General features: G+C 45.1%; 18 protein-coding genes. 6 read left to right on the top strand and 12 right to left on the bottom strand.

Features of this window, described 5'->3' with window-relative positions; genetic code table 11:
• Positions 1 to 18: 18 nt before the first annotated feature.
• From H6G46_RS17230 to H6G46_RS17190, 9 genes are all read right to left on the bottom strand, one after another.
• A complete protein-coding gene (locus H6G46_RS17230; protein ID WP_010873915.1) occupies positions 19 to 630 on the bottom strand; it encodes a RidA family protein in 612 nt (203 codons plus the stop codon).
• An 82-nt stretch (positions 631 to 712) separates the two neighbouring features.
• A complete protein-coding gene (locus H6G46_RS17225; protein ID WP_010873914.1) occupies positions 713 to 1,576 on the bottom strand; it encodes an SDR family oxidoreductase in 864 nt (287 codons plus the stop codon).
• Positions 1,577 to 2,267: 691 nt separating this feature from the next.
• Entirely contained in the window at positions 2,268 to 3,059 is a 792-nt protein-coding gene (locus tag H6G46_RS17220) for a CPBP family intramembrane glutamic endopeptidase (protein ID WP_010873913.1), read from the bottom strand.
• A 330-nt stretch (positions 3,060 to 3,389) separates the two neighbouring features.
• Positions 3,390 to 4,124 carry an SDR family oxidoreductase gene (locus H6G46_RS17215; RefSeq protein ID WP_010873912.1) on the bottom strand — a complete coding sequence of 245 codons (735 nt, stop codon included), beginning with the start codon at positions 4,122 to 4,124 and terminating at the stop codon, positions 3,390 to 3,392.
• Positions 4,125 to 4,369: 245 nt separating this feature from the next.
• Positions 4,370 to 5,200 carry an alpha/beta hydrolase gene (locus H6G46_RS17210; RefSeq protein ID WP_010873911.1) on the bottom strand — a complete coding sequence of 277 codons (831 nt, stop codon included), beginning with the start codon at positions 5,198 to 5,200 and terminating at the stop codon, positions 4,370 to 4,372.
• Between the two features lie 42 nt (positions 5,201 to 5,242).
• The gene (locus H6G46_RS17205; RefSeq protein WP_010873910.1) at positions 5,243 to 5,800 is read right to left on the bottom strand and encodes a DsbA family protein; all 558 of its coding nucleotides are present in this window, start codon (positions 5,798 to 5,800) and stop codon (positions 5,243 to 5,245) included.
• 221 nt (positions 5,801 to 6,021) lie between these two features.
• Positions 6,022 to 6,651, bottom strand: a complete 630-nt coding sequence (locus H6G46_RS17200; RefSeq protein WP_010873909.1) for a response regulator transcription factor — start codon at positions 6,649 to 6,651, stop codon at positions 6,022 to 6,024.
• Positions 6,652 to 6,658: 7 nt separating this feature from the next.
• Positions 6,659 to 8,938 carry a PAS domain S-box protein gene (locus H6G46_RS17195; RefSeq protein ID WP_010873908.1) on the bottom strand — a complete coding sequence of 760 codons (2,280 nt, stop codon included), beginning with the start codon at positions 8,936 to 8,938 and terminating at the stop codon, positions 6,659 to 6,661.
• A gap of 507 nt (positions 8,939 to 9,445) precedes the next feature.
• Positions 9,446 to 9,607: a hypothetical protein gene (locus H6G46_RS17190; protein ID WP_158299084.1), complete on the bottom strand. Its 162-nt coding sequence runs from the start codon at positions 9,605 to 9,607 to the stop codon at positions 9,446 to 9,448.
• Between H6G46_RS17190 and H6G46_RS17185 the strand changes: the two genes are divergently transcribed.
• The 3 genes from H6G46_RS17185 (at position 9,606) to H6G46_RS17175 (ending at position 12,933) form a co-directional block, all read left to right on the top strand.
• Positions 9,606 to 10,709: a hypothetical protein gene (locus tag H6G46_RS17185; RefSeq protein WP_010873907.1), complete on the top strand. Its 1,104-nt coding sequence runs from the start codon at positions 9,606 to 9,608 to the stop codon at positions 10,707 to 10,709. The genes H6G46_RS17190 and H6G46_RS17185 overlap by 2 nt on opposite strands.
• 69 nt (positions 10,710 to 10,778) lie before the next feature.
• Positions 10,779 to 11,951 carry a DUF1822 family protein gene (locus tag H6G46_RS17180; RefSeq protein WP_010873906.1) on the top strand — a complete coding sequence of 391 codons (1,173 nt, stop codon included), beginning with the start codon at positions 10,779 to 10,781 and terminating at the stop codon, positions 11,949 to 11,951.
• Between the two features lie 16 nt (positions 11,952 to 11,967).
• Entirely contained in the window at positions 11,968 to 12,933 is a 966-nt protein-coding gene (locus H6G46_RS17175) for a hypothetical protein (RefSeq protein WP_020862013.1), read from the top strand.
• Between the two features lie 843 nt (positions 12,934 to 13,776).
• Here H6G46_RS17175 and H6G46_RS17165 read toward each other — a convergent pair.
• Positions 13,777 to 15,198 carry a radical SAM protein gene (locus tag H6G46_RS17165; RefSeq protein ID WP_010873904.1) on the bottom strand — a complete coding sequence of 474 codons (1,422 nt, stop codon included), beginning with the start codon at positions 15,196 to 15,198 and terminating at the stop codon, positions 13,777 to 13,779.
• A gap of 489 nt (positions 15,199 to 15,687) precedes the next feature.
• Here H6G46_RS17165 and H6G46_RS17160 point away from each other — a divergent pair, with 489 nt between their 5' ends.
• The 3 genes from H6G46_RS17160 to H6G46_RS17150 all read left to right on the top strand — a co-directional run bounded on the left by H6G46_RS17160 (position 15,688) and on the right by H6G46_RS17150 (position 19,541).
• Entirely contained in the window at positions 15,688 to 16,926 is a 1,239-nt protein-coding gene (locus tag H6G46_RS17160) for a hypothetical protein (protein ID WP_010873903.1), read from the top strand.
• A 236-nt stretch (positions 16,927 to 17,162) separates the two neighbouring features.
• Positions 17,163 to 18,902 (top strand): ATP-binding protein, encoded by a 1,740-nt coding sequence (locus H6G46_RS17155; protein ID WP_010873902.1) that lies wholly within the window; start codon positions 17,163 to 17,165, stop codon positions 18,900 to 18,902.
• Positions 18,903 to 19,025: 123 nt separating this feature from the next.
• A complete protein-coding gene (locus H6G46_RS17150; protein WP_010873901.1) occupies positions 19,026 to 19,541 on the top strand; it encodes a GNAT family N-acetyltransferase in 516 nt (171 codons plus the stop codon).
• A 71-nt stretch (positions 19,542 to 19,612) separates the two neighbouring features.
• Here the strand turns inward: H6G46_RS17150 and H6G46_RS17145 are convergent, their stop codons facing one another.
• Together H6G46_RS17145 and H6G46_RS17140 are read right to left on the bottom strand one after the other, a co-directional pair.
• Positions 19,613 to 21,133, bottom strand: coding sequence for a bifunctional metallophosphatase/5'-nucleotidase (locus H6G46_RS17145; RefSeq protein WP_010873900.1), 1,521 nt, complete (start codon positions 21,131 to 21,133; stop codon positions 19,613 to 19,615).
• A gap of 410 nt (positions 21,134 to 21,543) precedes the next feature.
• On the bottom strand, positions 21,544 to 22,173 hold the full coding sequence (locus H6G46_RS17140) for a TVP38/TMEM64 family protein (RefSeq protein ID WP_010873899.1): 630 nt from the start codon (positions 22,171 to 22,173) through the stop codon (positions 21,544 to 21,546).
• Between the last annotated feature and the right edge of the window lie 19 nt (positions 22,174 to 22,192).

The following is a 22,192-nucleotide window of genomic DNA, read 5'->3' as shown; positions in this document are numbered from 1 at the left end:
GCGCCGCCCACGCAAAACTCATGGGACAATTGCGGTAACCCGGATCTCAATCCGCATTGTCGGCAGCCCTAGTGCTGCAACTCCTACCTGTGTCCAAATTGGGGCATGGTTAGGCATGTAATGGCGATATAGCCTGACCATCACATCGTTCACCTCTGGGGGCAACCCACCAACATGATAAGAATTGACATGGACAACGTGCTCCCAACCTGCCCCGGCAGCCGCCAGGGTTCGCTCTATATTTTGAAATGCCTGGGCAATCTCATCTGCGAGCAACTCGGGAATTTGCAGGTTGTCATCCCAACCACCTTGACCTGATGTCTCCACACGATCGCCAATTTTTACTGCTTGCGAGTAATGCAATTCATTCAGCATGTATTCCCCATAGCCGGGGGTAACAAAAAACTCAGGCTTATTCATGGTTTTTCTCTGTTCAGTACGATGATCGATAGGGGCTTCTAAATCCTTAGGTTTGGCGCTAGGGCGACTGACTAGAGGATGTAGCAATCGCATCTTCTGTTTGCAGCGCAATGCTTTTCTCCTTCGCCCCTGCAATTGTAGTAGCCAATGTCCACCAGAGCCATAGGCGCGGCGCGATCGCCAACTGTCCTGTTTCATCTTGTTTTTCATGCTGCACCATCATAATGTTTACCCCAGAGTTGCACTTCAACTCTATATCTGTACTATTCGGCCTAGGCTGATTGGGCTTCGTCTAGCCAAACATTGCTGCGTAGTCACAGGCGAATGTATTAAAACTGCGCGGCTCTTTACCAATTGCGTCCTGTATACCAGACGAAACTGCTGCAGCCTCATTGCGTCGGTAGTGCGCATAATCCTCAATCACGCCGTCTGCTTGCCAAGGTGGCATCCCAATGTTGAGCAGTTGATCGCGCATTACTTCAGAAGGAATATCGACAAATGCAATCTGACGATTGAGCGCAGCCGAGAGTTGTTCTGCCATCTCAGCATGAGTCAATGCCTGTGGTCCGGTGAGGTTGTAAATCTTTCCCTCATGTTCTGTTTCTGTTAGGGCAACTACTGCAACGTCCGCAATATCGCGCACATCTACCACGCTGACTTTTGCATCACTGATCGCCGCATAAAAGGCGTTTTGGCTCGTGATTGTCGATTGAAAGTTTAATAAGCCCTGCATAAAGAGGTTGGGACGCAGAAACGTGTACGTCATTCCTGATCCTTGAATTGCCGCTTCGACTGCGGCATGGTAACGCAAAAAGCGCACGGGCGAATGGGCATCGGCTGCAAATTGCGATAGTTTAACGATATGCTTGACACCATTCTGACGAGCGGCATCAACAAACGCGAGTTGTTGGGCTTCTGCGCGTTCTGTAGAGTTCGTTAAGAGAAAGGCACGGTCTACTTCAGCCAGCGCCTCCAACAGCGTCTCAGGGCGATCAAAGTTCCCCTCCACCACTTCAACATTCGGGAATGCAATCTTCTTTGCTCGATCAAAGTCACGAACCATGGCGCGGACTTGCACGTTCTTTGCTGCGAGTCGCTTGACAATCTCCGTACCGTTGCTCCCGGTTGCACCAGTTACTAAAATCTTCCGGTTCATTGGAAACCTCCTGATGGGGTGTTGTAGTAAATTTTGACTAAAAAATGAAGACTTAAAGACTCAAATTAACGTTTCGTACAGGAATATTGCTATTGGATAAAGTCAGTCGCAATGGGATCAGGATTAACGACGATGAATAGGCTGGTTTGAAGACCCGAAGGCAGATTTAGGTATCCAAGCGCGATCGCTGTCAGACAGACTTCCAGTGCGAGGTACAGGAAAGTGAGTGAATCGTTTCATTATTTGTTCTCCGGTGAAGCTCATTCTCTGTACCACACACGCACACATTGAAAGTAGTTGACTGTAACGCCCTGGCTAATCATCACTGGATAAACTCCATTACTGACCGTCACGCCGTAGACACCATCACTTGTGCTTTTCAAGCTATCTGGTAGAACAATAGTTTCAGCGTTGATTATCCTTATACTCGTACTTGCAATCCACTGATTGACCTCCCTAACAACCTCCAAGAAAGATTCATACTCGGAAGGTCCGCCGAAGGGTCCCCGTTCAGTGATCCGAGGCGCAAAATCTTTGTATTGAATCATTTGATTCGCCATCTTAAAACTGTAGAGTTGAGCATCAATTCAAGTAGTGGGCATCGCTCACCATCTTTAAAGCTTTTCTTTGTAAAACCTTTCACGGTAAAGCTTTGTGGGCAGTGATAGCTCTATGAGATCTATTTCAGAACTTAAGCCAACCTTGCCAGTAAACCGCTAAGAATAGGGGTAAAAACATGAAAGCTGATATGGGCTAACATTGCAGCCTCTAGCGAATATTGCCAAAAGAGCCAGCCAAACGCGATTCCCACAATCCCATTCAGTAACAACGCCCGAATAATCACAAGTGGAGTGAGGGGAACGATCGCGGCAGTCGCGGGCAAGTGTAGTAGTCCAAATACCAACGCAGCTAGAACGATCGCGCCCTGGTAAATTCCTTGACTGGGCAATGTAGTGCCTTGTTTGAAGGCTTTCCACGCTATCCAAACAAGCAGCGACATTAAGCCCCAGCGCATCAGAATTTCCTCAGTGATGCCACCATAGAACATTGCTGTGAGCAAATTCAACCAATTTGGTTCTGTATTATTTGCTGCCCGTAGCGTTTCAGGTAGGGCAGGTTGCATCAACCGATCAAGCAACAAGATAACAATGGCCGCCACTGCACCGATACCCAGACTCCACTTCATCTCAACAGCAAAAGATGGAGACTTAGCAGTATGAAACACCCAATGATCAATCAAATGGGAGCTTAATCCAACACGATAGGCACAGCCAATTCCGATCAGAATGCTGATTGTCAGCAGAATTGAATACTGTATTCCTTGCAGAAGCATTAAAATCCACAATGGCGGCACTTTTTCCAGTATTTCTGGAGACAGTTTCGCTAACTGTTGCTCGACTAAAGGAATAGATGTGATCGTGAACATCACAATTCCCACAATGCCCAATCCAAATAAAATCCCTAATTGTTTCAGAATTGCCATTGGTTTAATCTCCAGATGATCTATCCTATTAGCTCATGCCAGCAACTACCATCGTCGGGATTGTAAGCAAGTTGAAAACAACGGGAACGATAACAGCAGAAGATCTCGGCAGTGGCGATCGCCGCTCCTAACCCGCGTGAACCCTCTGTAACCAGTGCAACTTCGCTCTTTTTACTTGGTGCTGATGTTTCATTGTGAACAGAAGTTTGTCCGACAGCGTTACAGCCTACCGTGAGAATAAGCGCCATAACAGCTAAAAGATGAAATGGTTTCATTACAACAATGTCCTTTGTGTTGGTGATAACGCTCCTATGCTTTGATTGATTCTCTTCAAAACGTACTGGCCGTCGGTCGGACTATGATTTCATTGACGTCAACATCGTCCGGCTGGGAAACAGCGTATAAAACGGCTCTGGCGATCGCCTCTGAGGTAAGGGCGGTTTTGCGAAGTTCTTCTAACAAGCCTTTGGATGACTCATCGGTGATATCAGAGCCAAGTTCAGTGGCAACGACTCCCGGAGAGATGGTGGTGACGCGGATGTTTTGTGATTCCTGCCGCAGTCCTTCAGAAATTGCCCAAACCGCATACTTGGTTGCACAGTAAACTGCTGCAGTGGGCACTACCACATGGGCACCAATGGAGGCAGTATTGATGATTTGCCCGCCCCCTTGCGCTTCCATAATTGGCAAGCCCGCTGCAATGCCATTAAGCACGCCACGAATATTCACATTAATCATGTTGTCCCATTCCTCGACTTTCAGGGCATTCATCGGCGACAGGGGCATCACGCCAGCATTGTTAAAGATGACATCGACACGGCCAAATTTGTCGTTGGCGAACTCAACAAATGCTTTTACATCGTGGCGATCGGTGACATCAACCGTTTTAAATTCTGCTGTCCCACCAGATGCATGAATCTGTTTAATTAGCTTCTCTAGCTTGTCTATCCGCCGTCCCCCCAAAACAACTTTTGCACCATTTTGGGCGAGCAGTTTCGCGGTGGCTTCACCAATACCGCTACTGGCTCCAGTGATGACAATTACTTTATTTTCTATATTTAACATGGTGAGTTTTCCTTGTGTTTTAGTGAGGGTGAATTAAAGAAATATGCCGCTAAAGACTTAAATTCTCTGAGCATTTACTCAGCAATTATCTTCAGTAAGTAAAGATGCGATTGCACCGCCAACATTTTTGTCCTCAGAACTCAACTTGTTGATTTACAAAACTCCATCTAGACTAACGTGAGCCTGATTCAATGGATGAATCACAGAGTTCTCCCGTAAGTCAGAAATGTAGTAGTTGATTATTCCTACTGAAGAAAGTTCAATAACAGGGGATTTACCTGATCAGCATGAGTCCAGTTGATGGCGTGCGGTCCGCCAGGGATAATCTCAAGCTGACTGTTTTTAATCCGCTTTGGCAGTCTTGCAGCGGTGGACTCCAGGGGCAAAATGCGATCTGCATCGCCATGGATAATCAGAGTCGGCACGTCAATGCGGGGCAGATCATCACGAAAATCGGTGAGCCAGGATGGTACACAGTCCAAAGTCCCTTTAGCAGAAGCCCCTGCTGCTACATTCCAACTGGCTTGAATTGCTTCATTGCTGATGCGCTCACCCAGCAGCACATCAACATTGAAGAACTCTTTGAAAAAGGCAGAGAAATAAGCTGGACGATCGTCAACAATCGCTTTCATAATGCCATCGAAAACGCTTTGGTCAACGCCTTCAGGATTGTCGTTTGTTTTTAACAGAAAGGGCGGTACTGGAGCCATCAACACAGCTTTCTGCACCCGCTCTGAGCCGTATTTGCCAAGATAACGTGTGACTTCACCTGTTCCCATTGAAAAACCGACCAGCACAGTATTTTGCAAGTCAAGCTTGGTCATGAGTGTATGCAAATCGGCGGCGAAGGTATCGTAGTCATAGCCAGATGAGGGCTGACTGGAAGCACCAAATCCTCGGCGATCGTAGGTAATCACTCGATACCCTGCATTTAGGAGCACCAAGACCTGCTTTTCCCAGGAATCGCCGTTGAGGGGAAATCCATGAATCAGAACAATGGGTTGACCGGCCCCAAGATCTTCGTAATAGATATCAATGGTTGCAGAATTTTCTTGACCAACAGTAACGTAAGGCATTGGAATTTCCTAAGTATGAATTGGAGGCAAAGATTGGGGAGACTAGTAACTTGAAGCAATAATGGTTGCGATCAACTGTTTAATATTCCAGCAATCGCGATAGAGAATTCCATTAACAAAAAGTGCTGGAACAGCCATCACTCCACTTTGTAAACCGCCTTCAATATCTTTCTTGATGCGATCAACGTGCACTTGTTTAGCCAACTCTTTGAGAAATTGAGGAATATCAAGTCCTAAATCATTGGCGTACTCGACAAGATAACCATTCTCCAACCTTTGTTGATGGTCAAATAAGGTATCATTCATTAACCAAAACTGTCCTTGGGCAGCAGCGGCTTCGGCAGCTTGGGCGGCTCGTTGAGCATGAGGATGGATCTGTACTTGCGGAAAATGACGGAAGATAAAGCATGAATAATCCTCTCCAAAAGAAGCACTAAGCTCTCGTTTGATGACTTTAATCAGCTTGTAAACATCCGCACTTCTGGAGTCTTGGTAATCTCCATACATCACCAGTACGACCTTGGCACTCAGCACACCTTGCATCCAATCTTGGGTTGAAGGTGGTACAAGTAAGGAACCGTGGTTGCGATCTTTGCTCATTTTTCTACATCTATATCAGACATGAAACCTTGCAATTAACTTGCTCGATTACTTGACTGCGTCTCTATTTGCATAAATTCAATATAGGCAATCGCCTTCAAACCGTCTTCTACAGCAAGTTAAAATTTTTATAGTATAAATTGATGGAGCAACCATGCCATCGTAGAGTAAAAGGCTGGTTATAACTTAAGTTAGAATCCTAGTCTGATCGAAAGTACACCTTACAAACTGACAATGCCGCGTTTAACGGCAACAATCACAGCTTGGGTGCGATCGCCGACATCCAACTTATTCAAAATCCGATTGACATGGGATTTAACAGTACCTTCACCGATACTTAAAGCGGTCGCAATATCGGCATTACTCATGCCCTGCGCCAGTGAGCCGAGTACTTCTAGTTCTCTTTCACTCAGTTCCGGATTGCTGAGACGTTGAACTAACTTTGCTCCTACATCGGGCGGAATATACTTCTGACCCCGATGAACGGTGCGAATCGCATTCAGAAGCTCGTCAGGTTCAGTTTCTTTCAACAGATATCCTTTTGCTCCTGCCTGCAATCCCCGATAAATATCTTCGTCACTATCATACGTGGTCAGGACAATAATTCGAGCAAATTTAACGATCGCACAAATTGCACTGATAGCAGCAACTCCTTCCACTTCAGGCATTCGCAGATCCATTAGCGTTACATCTGGTTGGTGTTCCTCAAATAGCGCGATTGCTTGTTCCCCATTTTCGGCTTGGGCAATCACCTGCATATCTGGGTCACGGTTAATAATCGTGGCTAATCCTTGCCGAAAAATAGCATGGTCGTCCGCAATCAAAACCCGAATAGTCGTGGCTTGGCTCATCGTGATTTTACTCCCGAATGACGGTGACAATAATCTCTGTTCCCTGTCCAGGTTGACTCCTAATGGTTAGTTGTGCGCCGATGCGCTCTGCTCGCTCGCTCATGCCGAGTAAGCCAAAGCCCTCAGAGGCTGGAATACTACCAACTCCAAATCCCTGTCCATTATCTTTCACGCGCAAGCAGAATCGATCACAATCGTAGACTAGCTGCACTCGGATTTCGTCAGCATTGGCGTGTTTAATTGCATTAGTTAACGATTCCTGCCCAATCCGCAGTAGGTTACTTTCGACTTCAGTTGATAGAGCATAGGCTGTCCCCTTGACCTCACAATACAAAGTGGTATCCATTGCGGCAGTTCTGATTTGAGCGACGAGATGATGGAGAGCGCTTTGTAAACTGCCCCCCTCCAAAAGCTGAGGGCGGAGCGCTACTACCGATCGCCGCGCTTCAGTCAGTCCAGTTCGCGCCAATTCTTTGATTAGATCTAGATGTGCCTGAGATGCTTCTACATCATCCGTTAGCACCTGCTTTGCCGCTCCCACCTGAGCCAGAATGCCTGTAAACGCCTGAGCCAGTGTGTCGTGAATCTCGCGTGCCATGCGGTTGCGCTCTTCTAAAATCGAGGCGGCTTCTGCTTGCTTTTGCGCCGTAATATCTCGCGCCAGCCAAATCACCTGCTCATGTCGAATCGGGGCAATGCGAGCCGAAAACCAAACTTCTCGTCCAGCGATCCAATCACTGTATTCAACGGTGAGGACTTGTTGAGTTCTCACCGACTGCTGAATGTAATCCAGAAATTCATCAGCTTGTTCTTTGGCAAAAAGTTGATGCAGCGTTTTGCCAGTACACTCCTCTCCATAAGATGAAGTTCCTTTGATTGTGCAGAGCAATCGCCCTTCAGCATTGATGATACATAGCGGATCGGGAATGGCTGAAAAGAGCGCCCGCAGTTCCGCTTCAGAGGCTTGCAACGCGACTTCTGCCTGTTTGCGATCGCTAATATCTGCAATCACCCCTTCGATGTAGTCATCGGCTGCATTCAGATAAGAAGAGAAAAGTCCCCAAAACACTGTCCCATCTCGTTTTCGCATCTGTGCTTCATAATTTCGCACTTCCCCATCCCGCTTTATCACCTCAATGCCTTGTTGGCGATCGCTGAGATTGACCCAATAGCCTGTAGTGTGTTCAATCCCAATCATCTCTTGGGGTGAATCAAAGCCAAACAGATCGGCAAAGCGTTGATTGGCATCGAGAATTAAGCCATCACCGATACGGCTACGGTAGATACCAACCTGCGAATTTGCAAAGATGTTGCGGAACTTAGCTTCACTACGTTGTAATGCCTCTTCTGCTTGTCTACGCTGAGTGGTGTCATTGCCCACCGATAAGATTTCAACCACCTCTCCCCGATCGTTGAAAATAGCTTGATTCGACCAGGCAACCCAAACGCGCCGACCGTCTCGACACAGGTTTTCACCCTCACCTTGCGGGTACGATTGAGGGTTGCGAAGTAAATTGTGAACCATAGGTTTGACATCACGCCCAGAGATTTCGATGTCCGGAATGATGGTTTCAAATAAGGTTCGTCCTAAGATTTGATGTTCTTTGTAGCCGAGGAGTTTTACCCCATAATCGTTGATGTAGTGAATCCGTCCTTGCGGATCATAGCGAATGATGATTGAATTCGCGGTTTGTAGCAGATTGCGATAATTCGCTTCACTTTGTCGTAATGCGTCTTCTGTTCGTTCGCGATTGATGATCTCCTGCTGTAATGCTTGAGTTTGCTCTTCTAGTTTCCTTTCCAGTGTTTTGGCATAGTTTGCTAGCCGTTCATACAGCCGAGCATTTTCTAGTGAAATTGCTGCCTGAGCCATCAACAGTAACCTGGCAATCAATTGATCAAGATGGATAATTTCTGAGAGGGCTTGAGCCGCTTTCATCACGGCGGTCGAATGACTGATCATTCCCTCAGTCAAAGTTGATTGCCGAATCAAGTTGGAATTGAGTAATTGTGGATACCGTTTTTCTAAGTCTTTAACTTTAGCTTTTGCGCCCCAGCGATCGTAGCAATAGTGCGCTTCTTTCATATAAGTTCGAGCAATTTTTTCTCGACCTCGCGCTAGATAATGTTTAGCCGCTAATTCATAAGCCAATGCTTCTTCTTGAATAAACTCATTTTCAGCAGCACCTGCGATCGCTCGCTCATAAAACTCTTCAGCCTCAAAGAATTGCCCTAAGACCCGCGCTTTTTCTGCTTCAACTAGATGATATTTGTGCAAGTAATTCATTGGGGCGTGTTCCGCCTATTTTTGCATCTTTTCTTGGTTAGTATTAACACAACTGAGCCAAGCTGCTTTTTCAGAACTTGAATCACCATGCACTAGGCTCAAAAATGGCGTAGAATAGTACAAATAGAATAAAGATAAAACCGTCATGGCTCTAACCTCTTCAAAATGTTGACTTGCCAAAACAGCGTTTTGTAAAGCTTGATGATAATGATAGGGACTGAACAGTGAGTGAGAAGCATTTAAAATCTGCTTATAAAGTCTCAACTCTATCATCTCCAGAACTATCTGAATCTTTCCTCTCAGAGCCTTTACTATCCCTGACTAAGGAAACTTTTGACAACGACCTTTTAGACTTAAATGCCTAAAAGATCACTTTAGTAAATAAAGTAAAGATTAAGTAATATCTTCCTCTGTAGTATAACAGGGAGCATGATAAACCACCACTTTCACAGAGATATCATCTGGCGTAGAAGTTCTTTGATATAGTTTCTATTTGCGGTTAGATTATCATCCCAGAACCAGACGGTCTTTCGTTGCCACCACCACTTGAATTTGTTGTATCGGATGTCGTATAGCAAGTTTTGGTATATCACCCCAAAAAGAAATGATCGCCAACAAAGTAAAATAGCAGTTTTGAATTGCAACGGTAATATCTGGGGATGTAGCCATGGAAAAAGATCATTGTTCCCTCGACTATTATCGCCAGAGGTTGGGACAGTTATCTCCTGTTAGTGCTAAGCGGAAGCAAATTCTGAGACAAATATTCAGCGAAGTAGTCCGCATTGCTGGGGATGATGTAAACCTGCAACTCCAACTCCTCATTGAACAGGCGAAAAAATTGTCCGGGGATGGCCTTGACCCTATCCAAAAAACCCTGTGTGAAAGGGAAATACTCGCCCAGGCTATGGGAATACTGGAAGCATCGGAAAAACTATGGCGTAATTACGAAGAGCAGTACCAGGATGCCTACGCTGAAGCGTGGTTGAAGACCCTGGAATATTTCTATCGTCGTTATCGGGACTACAACGCCCAGCAAGCCCAGGTAGCTACTTGGTTAAACTTCCGGCTCAAAAATGAGTTCAAGACCCAACGGGAAAAGCAATATCAACAACGGCAACAAGTCCAATCCAGTACATCCGAGGATGATCGGGAAGATCTGCTGGCCATGATAACCTCCCCTTCCTACGGACAAGACGCTGACATTATGCGTCGGGGCATAGAAGACTGGTTGCAATTAGAGGAGGAATTAGTTGGGGTGACGGTTAAAAACCAGCCAACAATAACAGCGCAATTATTACTGCAAAAGCGTTTTATCGAGGAAGTGGAGTGGAATCAGTTGGCAAAAGAATATGGGGTGGCGATCGCCACTTTGAGCAGTTTCTACGAGCGTCAGTGCCGCGGTAGGTTAATCGCCTTTATGGAAAGCAATTATGACTTTATCCAACCCGATACCCCCATTAATCCCTGTGAGCATCTGCGGGGACTGTTGGGAAAGAAAGAATTGAGGCAAAACCAATTTGAACAACAATTGCAGGAATGGATAGAAACGGAGTCAACTTTAAGGGAACTTCGCTTGGCTCAAAAACCAGGGATTACAGGGCAAAGGCTGTTGCAGGAGCTACTGTTGACCATCCGAAAGCCGAGGCAGGGACTAACCCAAGTGGCGCAATCGTTAGGAGTGGAGCCGGGGGAACTGGAGCGGTTTTACGAATTTCAGCTACTGCCCCATATTTTGCAATTTGTGCATAAAAATTTGAGCCAGAGCCGATAACTAATTGTAGAAGATTAAATCACTTTTGTAGTATTTGTATTCGCTATTAATTACTTTTAGGAAATATTTATGGTTGCCATCGATAATAATTTGAAAATTCCCCTAACTTCAGCGGATCATCAATGGGTGAAAACCATTGCCCTCCAATCTGGTTGCCAGGGAGAAAAACTTCAACGGCTCATTAAAAACCTTTTGGCCGTTAGGGCGATCGCCCATTGGTTGGAGATCTACGGCATTGATTATGACGAGGGGGAAAGTTATAGCCGTCAACCACCAATCCATTTAGGGGAAACAGTGGCTGATCTTTACCTACCTAATCTCGGTCGTTTGGAATGTCGGGGCATTGGTCACCAAGAAGAGGAAATTTATTTTGGGGCGGAAAGTTGGCAGGACAGATTAGGCTATGCGGTGGTGGAAATTAGTGAAGACCTGCGCCAAGGGGAAATATTCGGTTTTTTAGAATCTTTTACTGCGGAAATAGTGCCTAAACAACAGTTACAACCCATAGAAGGACTATTCCGGGTTATTGCCACTGCGGAACAAGCTTCAATGGTTCTCGCCCCAGTGGAAGTAGTGCAAAATGCCGTTAATCGGGTGACAGACGTGATTCAAACTTGGGTGGAACGGGTTACCACTACCACTTGGCAGTTGGGAACGGAGCAATGGGTACCCCAGTTAATTCCTGTCCGTAGCTTGGGCACAGTGGAGCGCATTATCGACAAATTTCAGGGAGCCAAGGATGAGGCTACCAAGCAAAGATTAATTATTACTCTGGGGGAATTAGCCACCGAAAATGATCAACCCCAGGCGATCGCCAAATTGGTGGAAATCATTGATGGCACGAACAATGAAGATACCCGCTGGTTAGCCGCTGGCACCCTAGCCCGCATTGATGCCAAACATCCCCAGGCGGTGCATAGTGTTACCAAAACCATTGCCCATGACCTGGCTTTAGGGCAAATCCCGTTGACGTTAACCGTTTCTTTGATGCCTAGGGGTGACCATACCATTGCCGGTTTGATTACGTTGCAACCTTTGCAATCAACACAAACTTTACCGGCAGGATTAGCATTGGCATTGTTAACCACCGATGACCAGTTAATTGACAGTATTGGGGTTGGAGAGGAAGAACAAGGGGGAAAAAATCTCCTCAAAATGAGCCTAGAGATTGACCCCGGCAGTGATTTTCGCATTCGGGTATCCCTGGGAGAATTAGCTGTAACGGAAGATATTCATCTTTAGGGTGCAAAAAAATCTGATGGCAATGCAATTTCTTCTGCTCAAGGTCATTAATGGTGATTTTCAGTCTGGTTTTACGGTGGCGTTGGATGTGGAACGGATAGATGGTTCCTCGGTCACCACGGTGCAAAGGGATTTCTACGGCACTTTACCCCCCATAACTTCCCCCTTAGCGGAGCTGTACCAAGATTGGGCTTTGGAAATCACCAGTCCTCGCCCTGGGCAAGCCCATCGCCGTCGGGGCATTAGGATCATTAGCACCCAAGCCGTTGCCACCAGTTACCAGTATCAAGGCCAGGGAACGGAAAGAAAGCTCCTCCGCCAAGCCATGGTGCAATGGTTGAGTTCTTCCCTACCCGCTTGGCAAAATTTAGAAAAGGAAATACTGCGCTGTCTTTCCCAGTCCGATGGGGAAACTTTGTTGATTTTGCAGATAGGTCAATCTCTGTATCAAACCAGCCCAGAAACAGCGGCGATTTTAGCTAAATTACCCTGGCAGGAATGGCCCCTACTGCAATCAGCCTCACCAAAAATCCATTGTGCGGTTAATACCTGTCAATACTCGTTCACTCCTGCCCCAACTTCCGTTACCCATCCCACTAATTTCACCGCCAAGCTCCACCGTTACCTATGCCCTGAACTGCGAATTTTGCATCTGATTGGCAACAGTGATGGCATTGACCTCGAACCCGATCGCCAGATATTGGCTAATTTGACTAAAAATAGGGGCTTGAGGGTGCAAGTTACCGAACTATTACAGCCAGACTATGGCCAACTTAGTCGTACTCTGCGCCGATCGCCAGGTTTTGATCTGTTTGTTTACTCTGGCCACAGTGAAGCCTCCTATGGCCAAGAACTAGCAGCGATGTTATTTGCAGGACGACAGGGGGTAACTATCCCCGATCTGCAACTTTCCTTCCAACAGGCGATCGCCTCGGGTCCAGGATTTGATCCACCGTCAAATAGTTATCGGGGGCGGGGCTAAAAAGTTATGCAAAATCAGTAAAATATTTTTTCTCTCCCATTGAATGAGCCCTAGATAAGTGAAATATTAATGTCCAAAGCTTTGATAGGGTAAGGATTTCAGCCCAGTAAATTAATAGTGAAATATTAATGTCCAAAGCTTTGATAGGGTAAGGATTTCAGCCCAGTAAATTAATTTTGTTGAGGTACATTGAATAACTTTTCCCCCATGGGCCGATAACTCTACAGTTCTGCCAAAGACGAGGAATATCACAATGAGTGCAATTCAACCTGTTATTCAAGTTTTATCGCAATTAACGGTCTATCAAACGCCACCTATTTTTAGCCCTAGTCAAGGAATTCTTTCTTCACAAATTCATTTCCCTACCCTTAACGAGGACTGAACTTGACTGAAAAAAGTGGACAAATCCAAAGAGTCGAAAATCAAGGAGAATGTCCAAATGAGCCAAAAACGAAGACGAACATTTACAGATGAACAGAAATCGGAGACAGTAAAAATTGTCGAAGATTCAGGAAAGCCTATAAGCCAAATAGCAAGGGAAATAGGTTTGACGAAAAGTGCCCTAAAAAAATAGATAAAACGAACAAAAATTGACACTCAAGGAGGAGGTCAAGGACAATTAACATCTTCTATTTTGGGAGGGATTCTGCTGGCCCCTGAGCTGATCAAGACAATTTATTGATGTTGAACTGGTTGATCGGTTTGTCGCTAATCAAAACAGTTAAGGGTTGACCCATAGTAGAGTTTTTGGCGATCGCCATGACCAATGACCCCACAAAAAACTAAGTTTTAGCGGGGTGGACTTTGCTTTCCATTAGTAACCAGCAAAGATGTTGGCGCTCATCAACTTAGTGAATTCTGGCGACTGTATGGAATCAAATCGATAGTTTCCCGAATTGATTTATATTCATCCGTTCCTTCAAAGCTAATCGGTTCATTATTTGTGAGAGCTTTTAGCCCGTAGAAGAGATTCATGATGCTACACATCATCATTGCCCCCCCGCGCAAAGTAAATAAGGATCTACCAATCCGACGAAAGATTGCTTGCAGGCTAAAGGCTGATCTCCACAAATCTCGGTGGGCTTTTAAAAGCTCTGCAGGGGTCATTTTACTGGGCACGAATGTGACATTATAGCCATTGTAAAACTCCCACCCCAAATCCGAACGCAACCGATCCGTATCCATCATCTTTGAGTATGAACGCGTGCCTTTAAAAGGAGTAAGAATGCTCAAAAATGGCACATCAACACCAATTTCCTCCAGTTGGTTGGCCATATCCCGGATGCTTTCTGGGGTATCTCCATCCAAACCGGAAATAAAACCAGCCATCACGCCAATGCCACGGTCATGCAATTTTTTGATTTTGCCTTGATATTCTGCGACTTTGTTTTGGCGTTTTCCCGCATCCTCCAAGGATTCCTGGCCAAATGACTCAATCCCGAAAAAAATTCCGATGCAACCAGAGTCTCGCATTAAATCTAACAGCTCGTCATCCTTGGTAATATCCATACTTGCTTGGGTCAACCACCACTTTCGCAGGGGTATCATCTGGCGCAGAAGTTCTTTGATATAGGGTCTATTTGCCGTCAAATTATCATCCCAAAACCAGACAGTTTTTCGTTGCCACCACCATTTGAATTTGTTGTATCGGATGTCGTTCAGCACCGCCTCGACAGGGCGAGTACGAAAGCCGGGATTGAGAACGGGTACAGTGCAGAATGAGCAGGTAAATGGACATCCTCTAGTGGCTTGAACAACCCGTCGAATGAAGTACTGCGGAGGTAACAGGTCGTACCGGGGAGTGGGGATATTTGTGAGGGGAATTGCTTCACCAATATATCGCTGCTGAAGAGTGTTCTGTTCGATATCTTGGAAAATTTGCTCCCAGACCGACTCCCCTTCGCCGATGACAATACTATCCACAAATCTCAGAGCTTCCTCTGGGGCAAAAGTTACATGAGGACCACCCGCGATTGTTATCTTGCCCCGTTTTCGATATTCCGTTGCTAAGCGATATGCTTCCGGGGCAAAACCACTGAAGAAGGAGAGGACAATTACATCAGCTTCGCTGTCTAGATTTACGGTTTCAACCTGTTGGTGAATAACTCGAACAGTATGTTTTGCCGGGGTCAGGGCAGCAAGATGGATACCAGTCAGCGGCGGGACAAAATGAACCTCATGTCCCTTTCGATATCGCTGAATGTAGACAATAATGATATCGATTTTCATGGCTCGTTTCACAAACTCGTTTGGCTTGTGCTCCATGGTAGATGGTATTTCAAGGTTTGTATCCTAACTCTGTTCTTTGTCTACTACATTTAATTTGTTATGTGGCATTAACTCGACCGTTCTTGCAATGTCGTCAAGAATATTAACTTTTCCCTGCCGGATTAACCTGTAACTAATCTTAACAAAACTGTAACTCCATCCGGGTAAGTCTGTTGTTAGGCACTCCTAGTTTTCTAGCTAATGAGATTATGGCGATCGCCGGAGTAATTCTCGGAGCTAGTTAAAAAAAAGCAAGTATTTGAAAAAAATTGTTAAGCTATTTGCCAGAATGGTAGGGGATAACAAATTAGATGGCACAATTAATAAACTAATTAGTTTTGGCAATTGAAACCGGGCAAAAGCGAAGATCCCTATCCTTACTTTGCCTAGCAATAACCCTGGGGCAATTCTGATTTTTATTCATGATACTGGGTCATGGCTTCCCACGTTTAATTTAAAAACTTAACGTAACAATTAATTACCCCCATGTTTAATTCCATTCGTCGGCTATTTGATCAATTCTGGAATAAATCCAGAACAGTTAAGAATGAACCTCTCAACAAGGTTAGCTTAATCGTAATCATTCTTATTGATATTTTTATCCTTATCAATGTTTTTAATGGAATAGAAGATATTGGCCAATGGTATCTTGCCCCTAATTTAGCTTATCCTTGCCATGCTTCTTGGCAAAATTATCAAAGCCAAACCATTTCTGACAAAAACCTTCAAATTATTCGCGAAGCTATTGCCACTGACCCTATTGATCAATACAGTTTAGAGAAGAGTTTCAGAGAATCAGAAAGAGGCCATCTTGGTCAAGTTAGCCAAGTTTGTTTAACCTACGCCCAATATCACGATAAAATTCAAACCACTGACAATCAAAATTTTATTATCAAAATTAACCAGACCGTAGCTCAAATTAATGAGCTTGAAGAATCTAATAATACCATTCGTTCCCAATATGACTCGACACTATTAGAAAAAATTGCTGGTCAAGGCAAAGAAAATTCAATTAATCAAACTCCCCCAGAAAAAGCCAAGCAACAATTAAATCAAAATATTGCTAAAATCGCTAGCCTTGAACAAGAAATTGCTAGCTTAGAACAGCAAATTTTGGCAAAGCCAGAAAGCATTAATTTCCTTAAATTTATTAATCAAAAAGATATCTGGGAGGAATTAAATCAGAGTTATATCAATGCAGTATTTTGGTATCCCACTATTCGTTTTTTTTTCCAGGCTCTCTTTTTAACCCCCCTAATTTTAACTGCTCTTTGGGTTCATAGCGTTGCAGTGAAAAAAGGCTATGGATTAGTAGCTTTGATTAGTTGGCACCTGCTAGTTATTTTTCTTATACCGCTAATTTTAAAGGTCTTTGAATTTCTACAATTTGGTCTTATTTTTGACCTCATTTTAAATTTTGTTCAAGCTGTCTTTGGTGGATTAATTTTTGCTATTAGTTACCTATATATTCTACTTATTCCTTTAGTGGGATTTGGAGTTATCAAATTTTTCCAAAGGGTTGTTTTTAATTCTAAAAGTCAAGCAGCTAAACGATTTCAAAAATCCAGTTGTGTAAAGTGTGCAAAGCGAATTCGTCCCCAGGATTCCTATTGTCCCCACTGTGGTTATTATCAATATGTTGAATGCGTGAGCTGTCATGCCCTTACTTATCAACATTTGCCCCATTGTAAAGAATGTGGTGCAACTCAAGAGCCGAATGAATAATTCTCAGGTCTAGTTTATGAAAAATGACTATGATAGAAGCAATGGCATCTCAAGATTAGCAAAAATTTACATAGCAATGAAGAGACGAAAGCTCTGTAAATCAATAATCAGTTCGTCAGGACTTACGCAAGATAGATGAGGTTAAGGTGGTAGGATGACAAAATAGTACTAACCACAAGGTTTGAATATTAACCGATCGCCACCGTTGTCCCCATTTTTGACCCGCCCCAGAATTTATGTCAGACCATGCCCTCGGCTCCGTTACCCAAGGTTCCCTCAGTAAAGGCTTGGAAGTGCGTCTCCATGCGGATGTTTCCGTGGAAGAAATGCGGGTGGGGAAATTTTTAGTTATTCAGGGTAGGCGATCGCGCTTTTTTTGTTTGCTCACCGATGTTTCTTTAGGAACGGCAAATCCAAGGATTTTGGCTAATCCCCCTAACATTAACGATGATTTTTTAATTGATGTATTGGCCGGCAGTGGCACCTACGGCACGTTAGAATTAGCACCCATGTTAATGTTAACGGAGTCAGAAAAGGACTCGAGTTATGGGGAAAGTTCAGTTGAACAGATGAACGGTCAAGGCGATCGCCAGAGTAATGGCAATGGTTTGGCTTCCTATCAAGCTAATAGTAATGCAGACGTGGAATTACTGCCGGTGAAAACTATTCCGGCCCATTTCAGCCAGGTTTTTGAAGCCAGTGAAAGGGATTTTCGTTTGGTATTTGGTTGGGAAGATGATCCGTTTCGACGCAATTTTGCCATTGGGGAACCGTTGGATATGGCGGTGCCAGTGTGTTTAGATTTAGACCGTTTTGTGGAACGGAGCAATGGAGTTTTTGGCAAATCGGGTACAGGGAAATCTTTTTTAACCAGATTATTAATTTCTGGCATTATCCACAAACAGGCGGCGGTCAATTTGATGTTTGACATGCACTCGGAGTATGGTTGGGAGGCGATGAGGGAAGGCAAAACCGTTTCCACTGTTAAGGGTCTGCGGCAATTGTTTCCGGGGGAAGTGGAAATTTTTACCCTCGATGCGGAGTCCACCAAGCGACGGGGAGTGAGGGGAGCCCAGGAACTCTATTTAAGTTTTGATCAAATTGAAATTGAAGATATTCGTTTAGTTGGTTTTGAGTTAGGTTTGTCAGAGGCGGCGTTGGACAATGCCAATATTTTATTTTCTGAGTTTGGCTCTAGTTGGATTTCCCGTTTACTGGTGATGAGCAATGAAGAAATTAAGGTTTTTTGTGAAGAAAAACAAGGGCACCCCGGCTCCATCATGTCTTTGCAACGCAAGTTAAAACGACTAGAAAATTTAAAATATCTCAAACAAGTCAGCACCCATAATTACATCGACCAACTGTTGCAATGTTTAGAAGCAGGCAAACATGTGGTAATTGAATTTGGCTCCCAGTCTAATTTGCTTTCCTATATGCTGGCCACCAATATGATCACCAGGCGTATCCATAGCATTTACGTTAAAAAAGCAGAAAAATTTCTCCAAACTAAACACGTTGGCGATCGCCCCAGGCAATTGGTAATTACCATTGAAGAAGCCCACCGCTTTTTGGATTCTGCCATTGTCCACCAGACTATTTTTGGCACCATTGCCAGGGAAATGCGGAAATACTTTGTTACTTTGTTGGTGGTGGACCAGCGGCCATCGGGCATTGACAATGAAGTTATGTCCCAAATTGGCACCCGTATTACCTGTCTACTCAACGACGAAAAGGACATTGAAGCCATTTTTACCGGGGTGGCGGGGGGGCAAAATTTACGCTCTGTGCTGGCCAAACTAGATTCCAAACAACAGGCTTTAGTGTTAGGCCATGCAGTACCCATGCCGGTGGTGGTGCGGACCCGGCCCTACGACCAGCAGTTTTACAGTGAAATTGGTTGCCAAGATTGGCCAAACAAGACCGATGCTGAAGTATTGGCCGAAGCGGCGATCGCCAGGGAGGATTTGGGCTTTTAGAGATTCACCAGGGGGAAGCGATCAAAGCTTATACTTAAGGTTTGAAGGTAATTATCACCATTTTCATTGCCCCCACCGTTTTTCCGTTTGTCCACCCCAGCTTGTTCTTGAACGCCCAACGGCATGGTTTTTTGGAAACGCTTTTTTAATCCCGATTCAACTAGTTCACCATCCCTGGGCCCAACGGGGGCAGAAGAATTTCCCACCGATAACGGCGATAAAGCCCGGATATTTTTCACCACTGAGCGGGACATTGACCTTTACGAGCTGGAGGAATTATGTGATGCGGTGGGCTGGGCCCGGCGGCCAATTCGCAAAGTCAAAAAGGCCGTAGAGTGTAGTTTTTTGGTGGTTACCATGTGGGAAATGCAGGGCAATCGGCGTCGATTGGTGGGGTTTGCCAGGGCTACTTCCGACCATGCTTTCAATGCCACCGTGTGGGACGTGGTGATCCATCCTAGTCTTCAGAGCAAGGGCTTGGGTAAGGCCCTGATGCAATACATCATCCGTAAATTACGCCATTACGACATTAGCAATATCACCCTGTTCGCCGATCCCCAGGTGGTGGATTTTTACCGGCGTTTGGGCTTTGTGCTCGACCCAGAAGGCATTAAGGGCATGTTTTGGTACCCGGACTAACTACTTTGATAGTTGTTTCAACATAGTTATTTCAATTGGGATGGAATCTGCGTAACCAAAAGTTTATTTGTTCACAACTCCCCCAAATCGGTAAAAGCTTGCTGGGCATTGTTTTGTAGATAATCCACCAAAATCGAGCGAATATCCCGGCCATAGTTAATCACCTTCAACCCAGGGGTATTTGTCGTCAGGTAATCCAAGCCCACCTCCTGACCGCTTAACAAATATTCCATTAACGCCACCCGGTAAGTTTTGCTTGGCTCAATACTGTTGGGAGCCATGCCCCCTAGCTGGAGATAACCACCGGTACCACTATTTTTTTCTCCCTGGGCCAGAACTTTTTGTAACAAATCCCCTTGTATCTCCACTGTCACTACCCGACCCCCAAAAGGTAGGAGGCGAATAATATCGTATTGAGTGATGGCTCCGGCACTGAGGAGATCATCAAGGCGCACCATGCCACCGTTAAACATCACCATGGCCACATCGGGGTTTTCCTGCTCCATGGCCCTGGTAATTAACCGGGTGAGATTGGTGGAGCCACTGCGTACATGGGCATCGAGGGCATCTAAGGCGATGGGAGAGTTGACCACAACGGCCATTGGTTCAAATCCCTGTTGACGAAACGCATTAAAGCCAATTTCCTGCCATTGCTGAACCACTTTTTCGGTGGCCGGATCACTGGCGATCGCCGCAGTGATGGGTTGCAGTTGGGAATTAATTTGTAAACATTGCCGGTTCGTGTCGTAGGTTAATTGGTGAATGTAAACCGTGCGGGCATTGGCATCGGCCTTAAAAATTGGCGTTTTGGCCTGGGGACAACTTGCAGAACTGTCGGGCTTGATAATTAAATGGTTGCGCTGGATATTTTCGTGTTCATGGCCCCCCAAAATCAGATCTAATTCGGGAATAGCTTGGGCCAAGGCCAAATCCTGGGCCAGGGACAGGTGGGTCAGGGCCACCCAAACATCCACTTCCCCTTGGGGATTGTCTATGTAGCGGCGGGCCGTGGCGATGGGATCGCTGTAGGTGACATAGTCCACCGCATTGCTGTCAATGGTCAGGGCCAAAATGCCCACTTTTAATTCTCCCCCTTCCGTTCCAGGAATAGTTAAAATTTCGTAGGGTTTGATGCCCTCAAACTGATTGCCGGTACCATCAGCAATATTGGCCGATAACCACTGAAAATCTGACTCCGTAATCCGTTGCTGAAATTGTTGGGCATTAACATCGAATTCATGGTTTCCCACCGCTGCATAGTCTAACCCCATGGCATTCAACACCGCCACCATTTGTTTCCCCGCCAGGCGATCGCCATTGTAAAGGGCTGTGCCCAAGGCAGAAGGACTGAGGAAATCCCCTGCTAACACGGTGTAGGTGTGGGGATCAGCTTGTTCTAGCTGTTGGCGTAAATTAGCCACCCGGGCCAAACCGCCCCAACGGCCGTTATCAATGGGGGCAATTTCATACACATCGTTAAGCTGGAGCAGGGTAAAGGGAATAGTTTCTGCTCGGCAGACCGTTGCCATAGCGCCCCAAATCAGTACGCTCCACAGTCCCCGAGATAGCCAAGCCCCTTGATTTTTAACCATGATTGTGAAAAGAATCTTATCAACACATTCCTAACCCTTCCATTGTGCGGTAGAAAGTCTTCGATAGCGTTGTTTATGTGGTGGGACGAAAATAAAATTAACCTTAACTCCTTTACTCCATTAATAACATCCCTGAAATTCTTGGTAATATACCAATTAGTTGATAGTAGCAAGTTAAAGGGAATTAATGATTCGAGGTTTTTATGATCAATAAGAACGTGTTTGGAAAGTTTTATTCCGCCCTCTAAATCTCTTCATTAAAGCTCCGGAAATACTGGGGACTTTCACTTAGCTTCCCCCCAAATTTTGGGGGAAGGGGGGCTGCTAAAACAGGCTCTAAAGCCTATTATGGAAACCGTAACTAAGCAATAAAATCACTTCCCCTACATTTTTCTCTAAAAACCAAGTCTTTATTCATCTACTTCCGATGTTAAAATCGCTTCATTTAAAGCCTTCCTAGCAATTTTAGTGACGTAGATAGTCACCGCAACCGTGGCGATAAAGCCAACAATTCGGATTGTCCATTGTAAAGTCGGATTAGCTTGGTTAGTTGCCGTTCCAAGGGTGGCCAAACTACCAGCTAAAGAGCCAATGTAAACATACATAATAGTACCGGGAATCATACCCAGGGAACCAATCACATAATCCTTTAAGGAAACATTGGTGATGCCATAGGCATAATTCAATAAATTAAAAGGAAAAACCGGAGAAAGTCTGGTTAAAATAACAATTTTTAAGCCTTCTTTCCCCACGGCTTCATCAATGGCTTTAAATTTCTGATTGCCGGCAATTTTCTTGGCAACCCAGCCCCGGGCCAGATATCGTCCCACCAAAAAAGCGGCCGTGGCCCCAAGTGTAGCCCCAATGAAAACATAGATTGAACCGAGTATTACCCCGAACACTACCCCAGCGCCTAGGGTCAAAATGGAACCCGGCAAAAATACTACCGTGGCCACTGTGTAAAGCAACATAAAGGCGATCGCCGCCCAAGTTCCCAAGCCATCAATCCATTGCAGAGCATTTAGTAGATAATCGGCCATTTGCAGTGTAAATGTATGA

Source organism: Synechocystis sp. FACHB-908, from assembly GCF_014698595.1.
In the GTDB taxonomy this organism is placed as follows: Bacteria; Cyanobacteriota; Cyanobacteriia; order Cyanobacteriales; family Microcystaceae; genus Synechocystis.
This window is presented reverse-complemented; position numbering and strand designations above follow the sequence as displayed.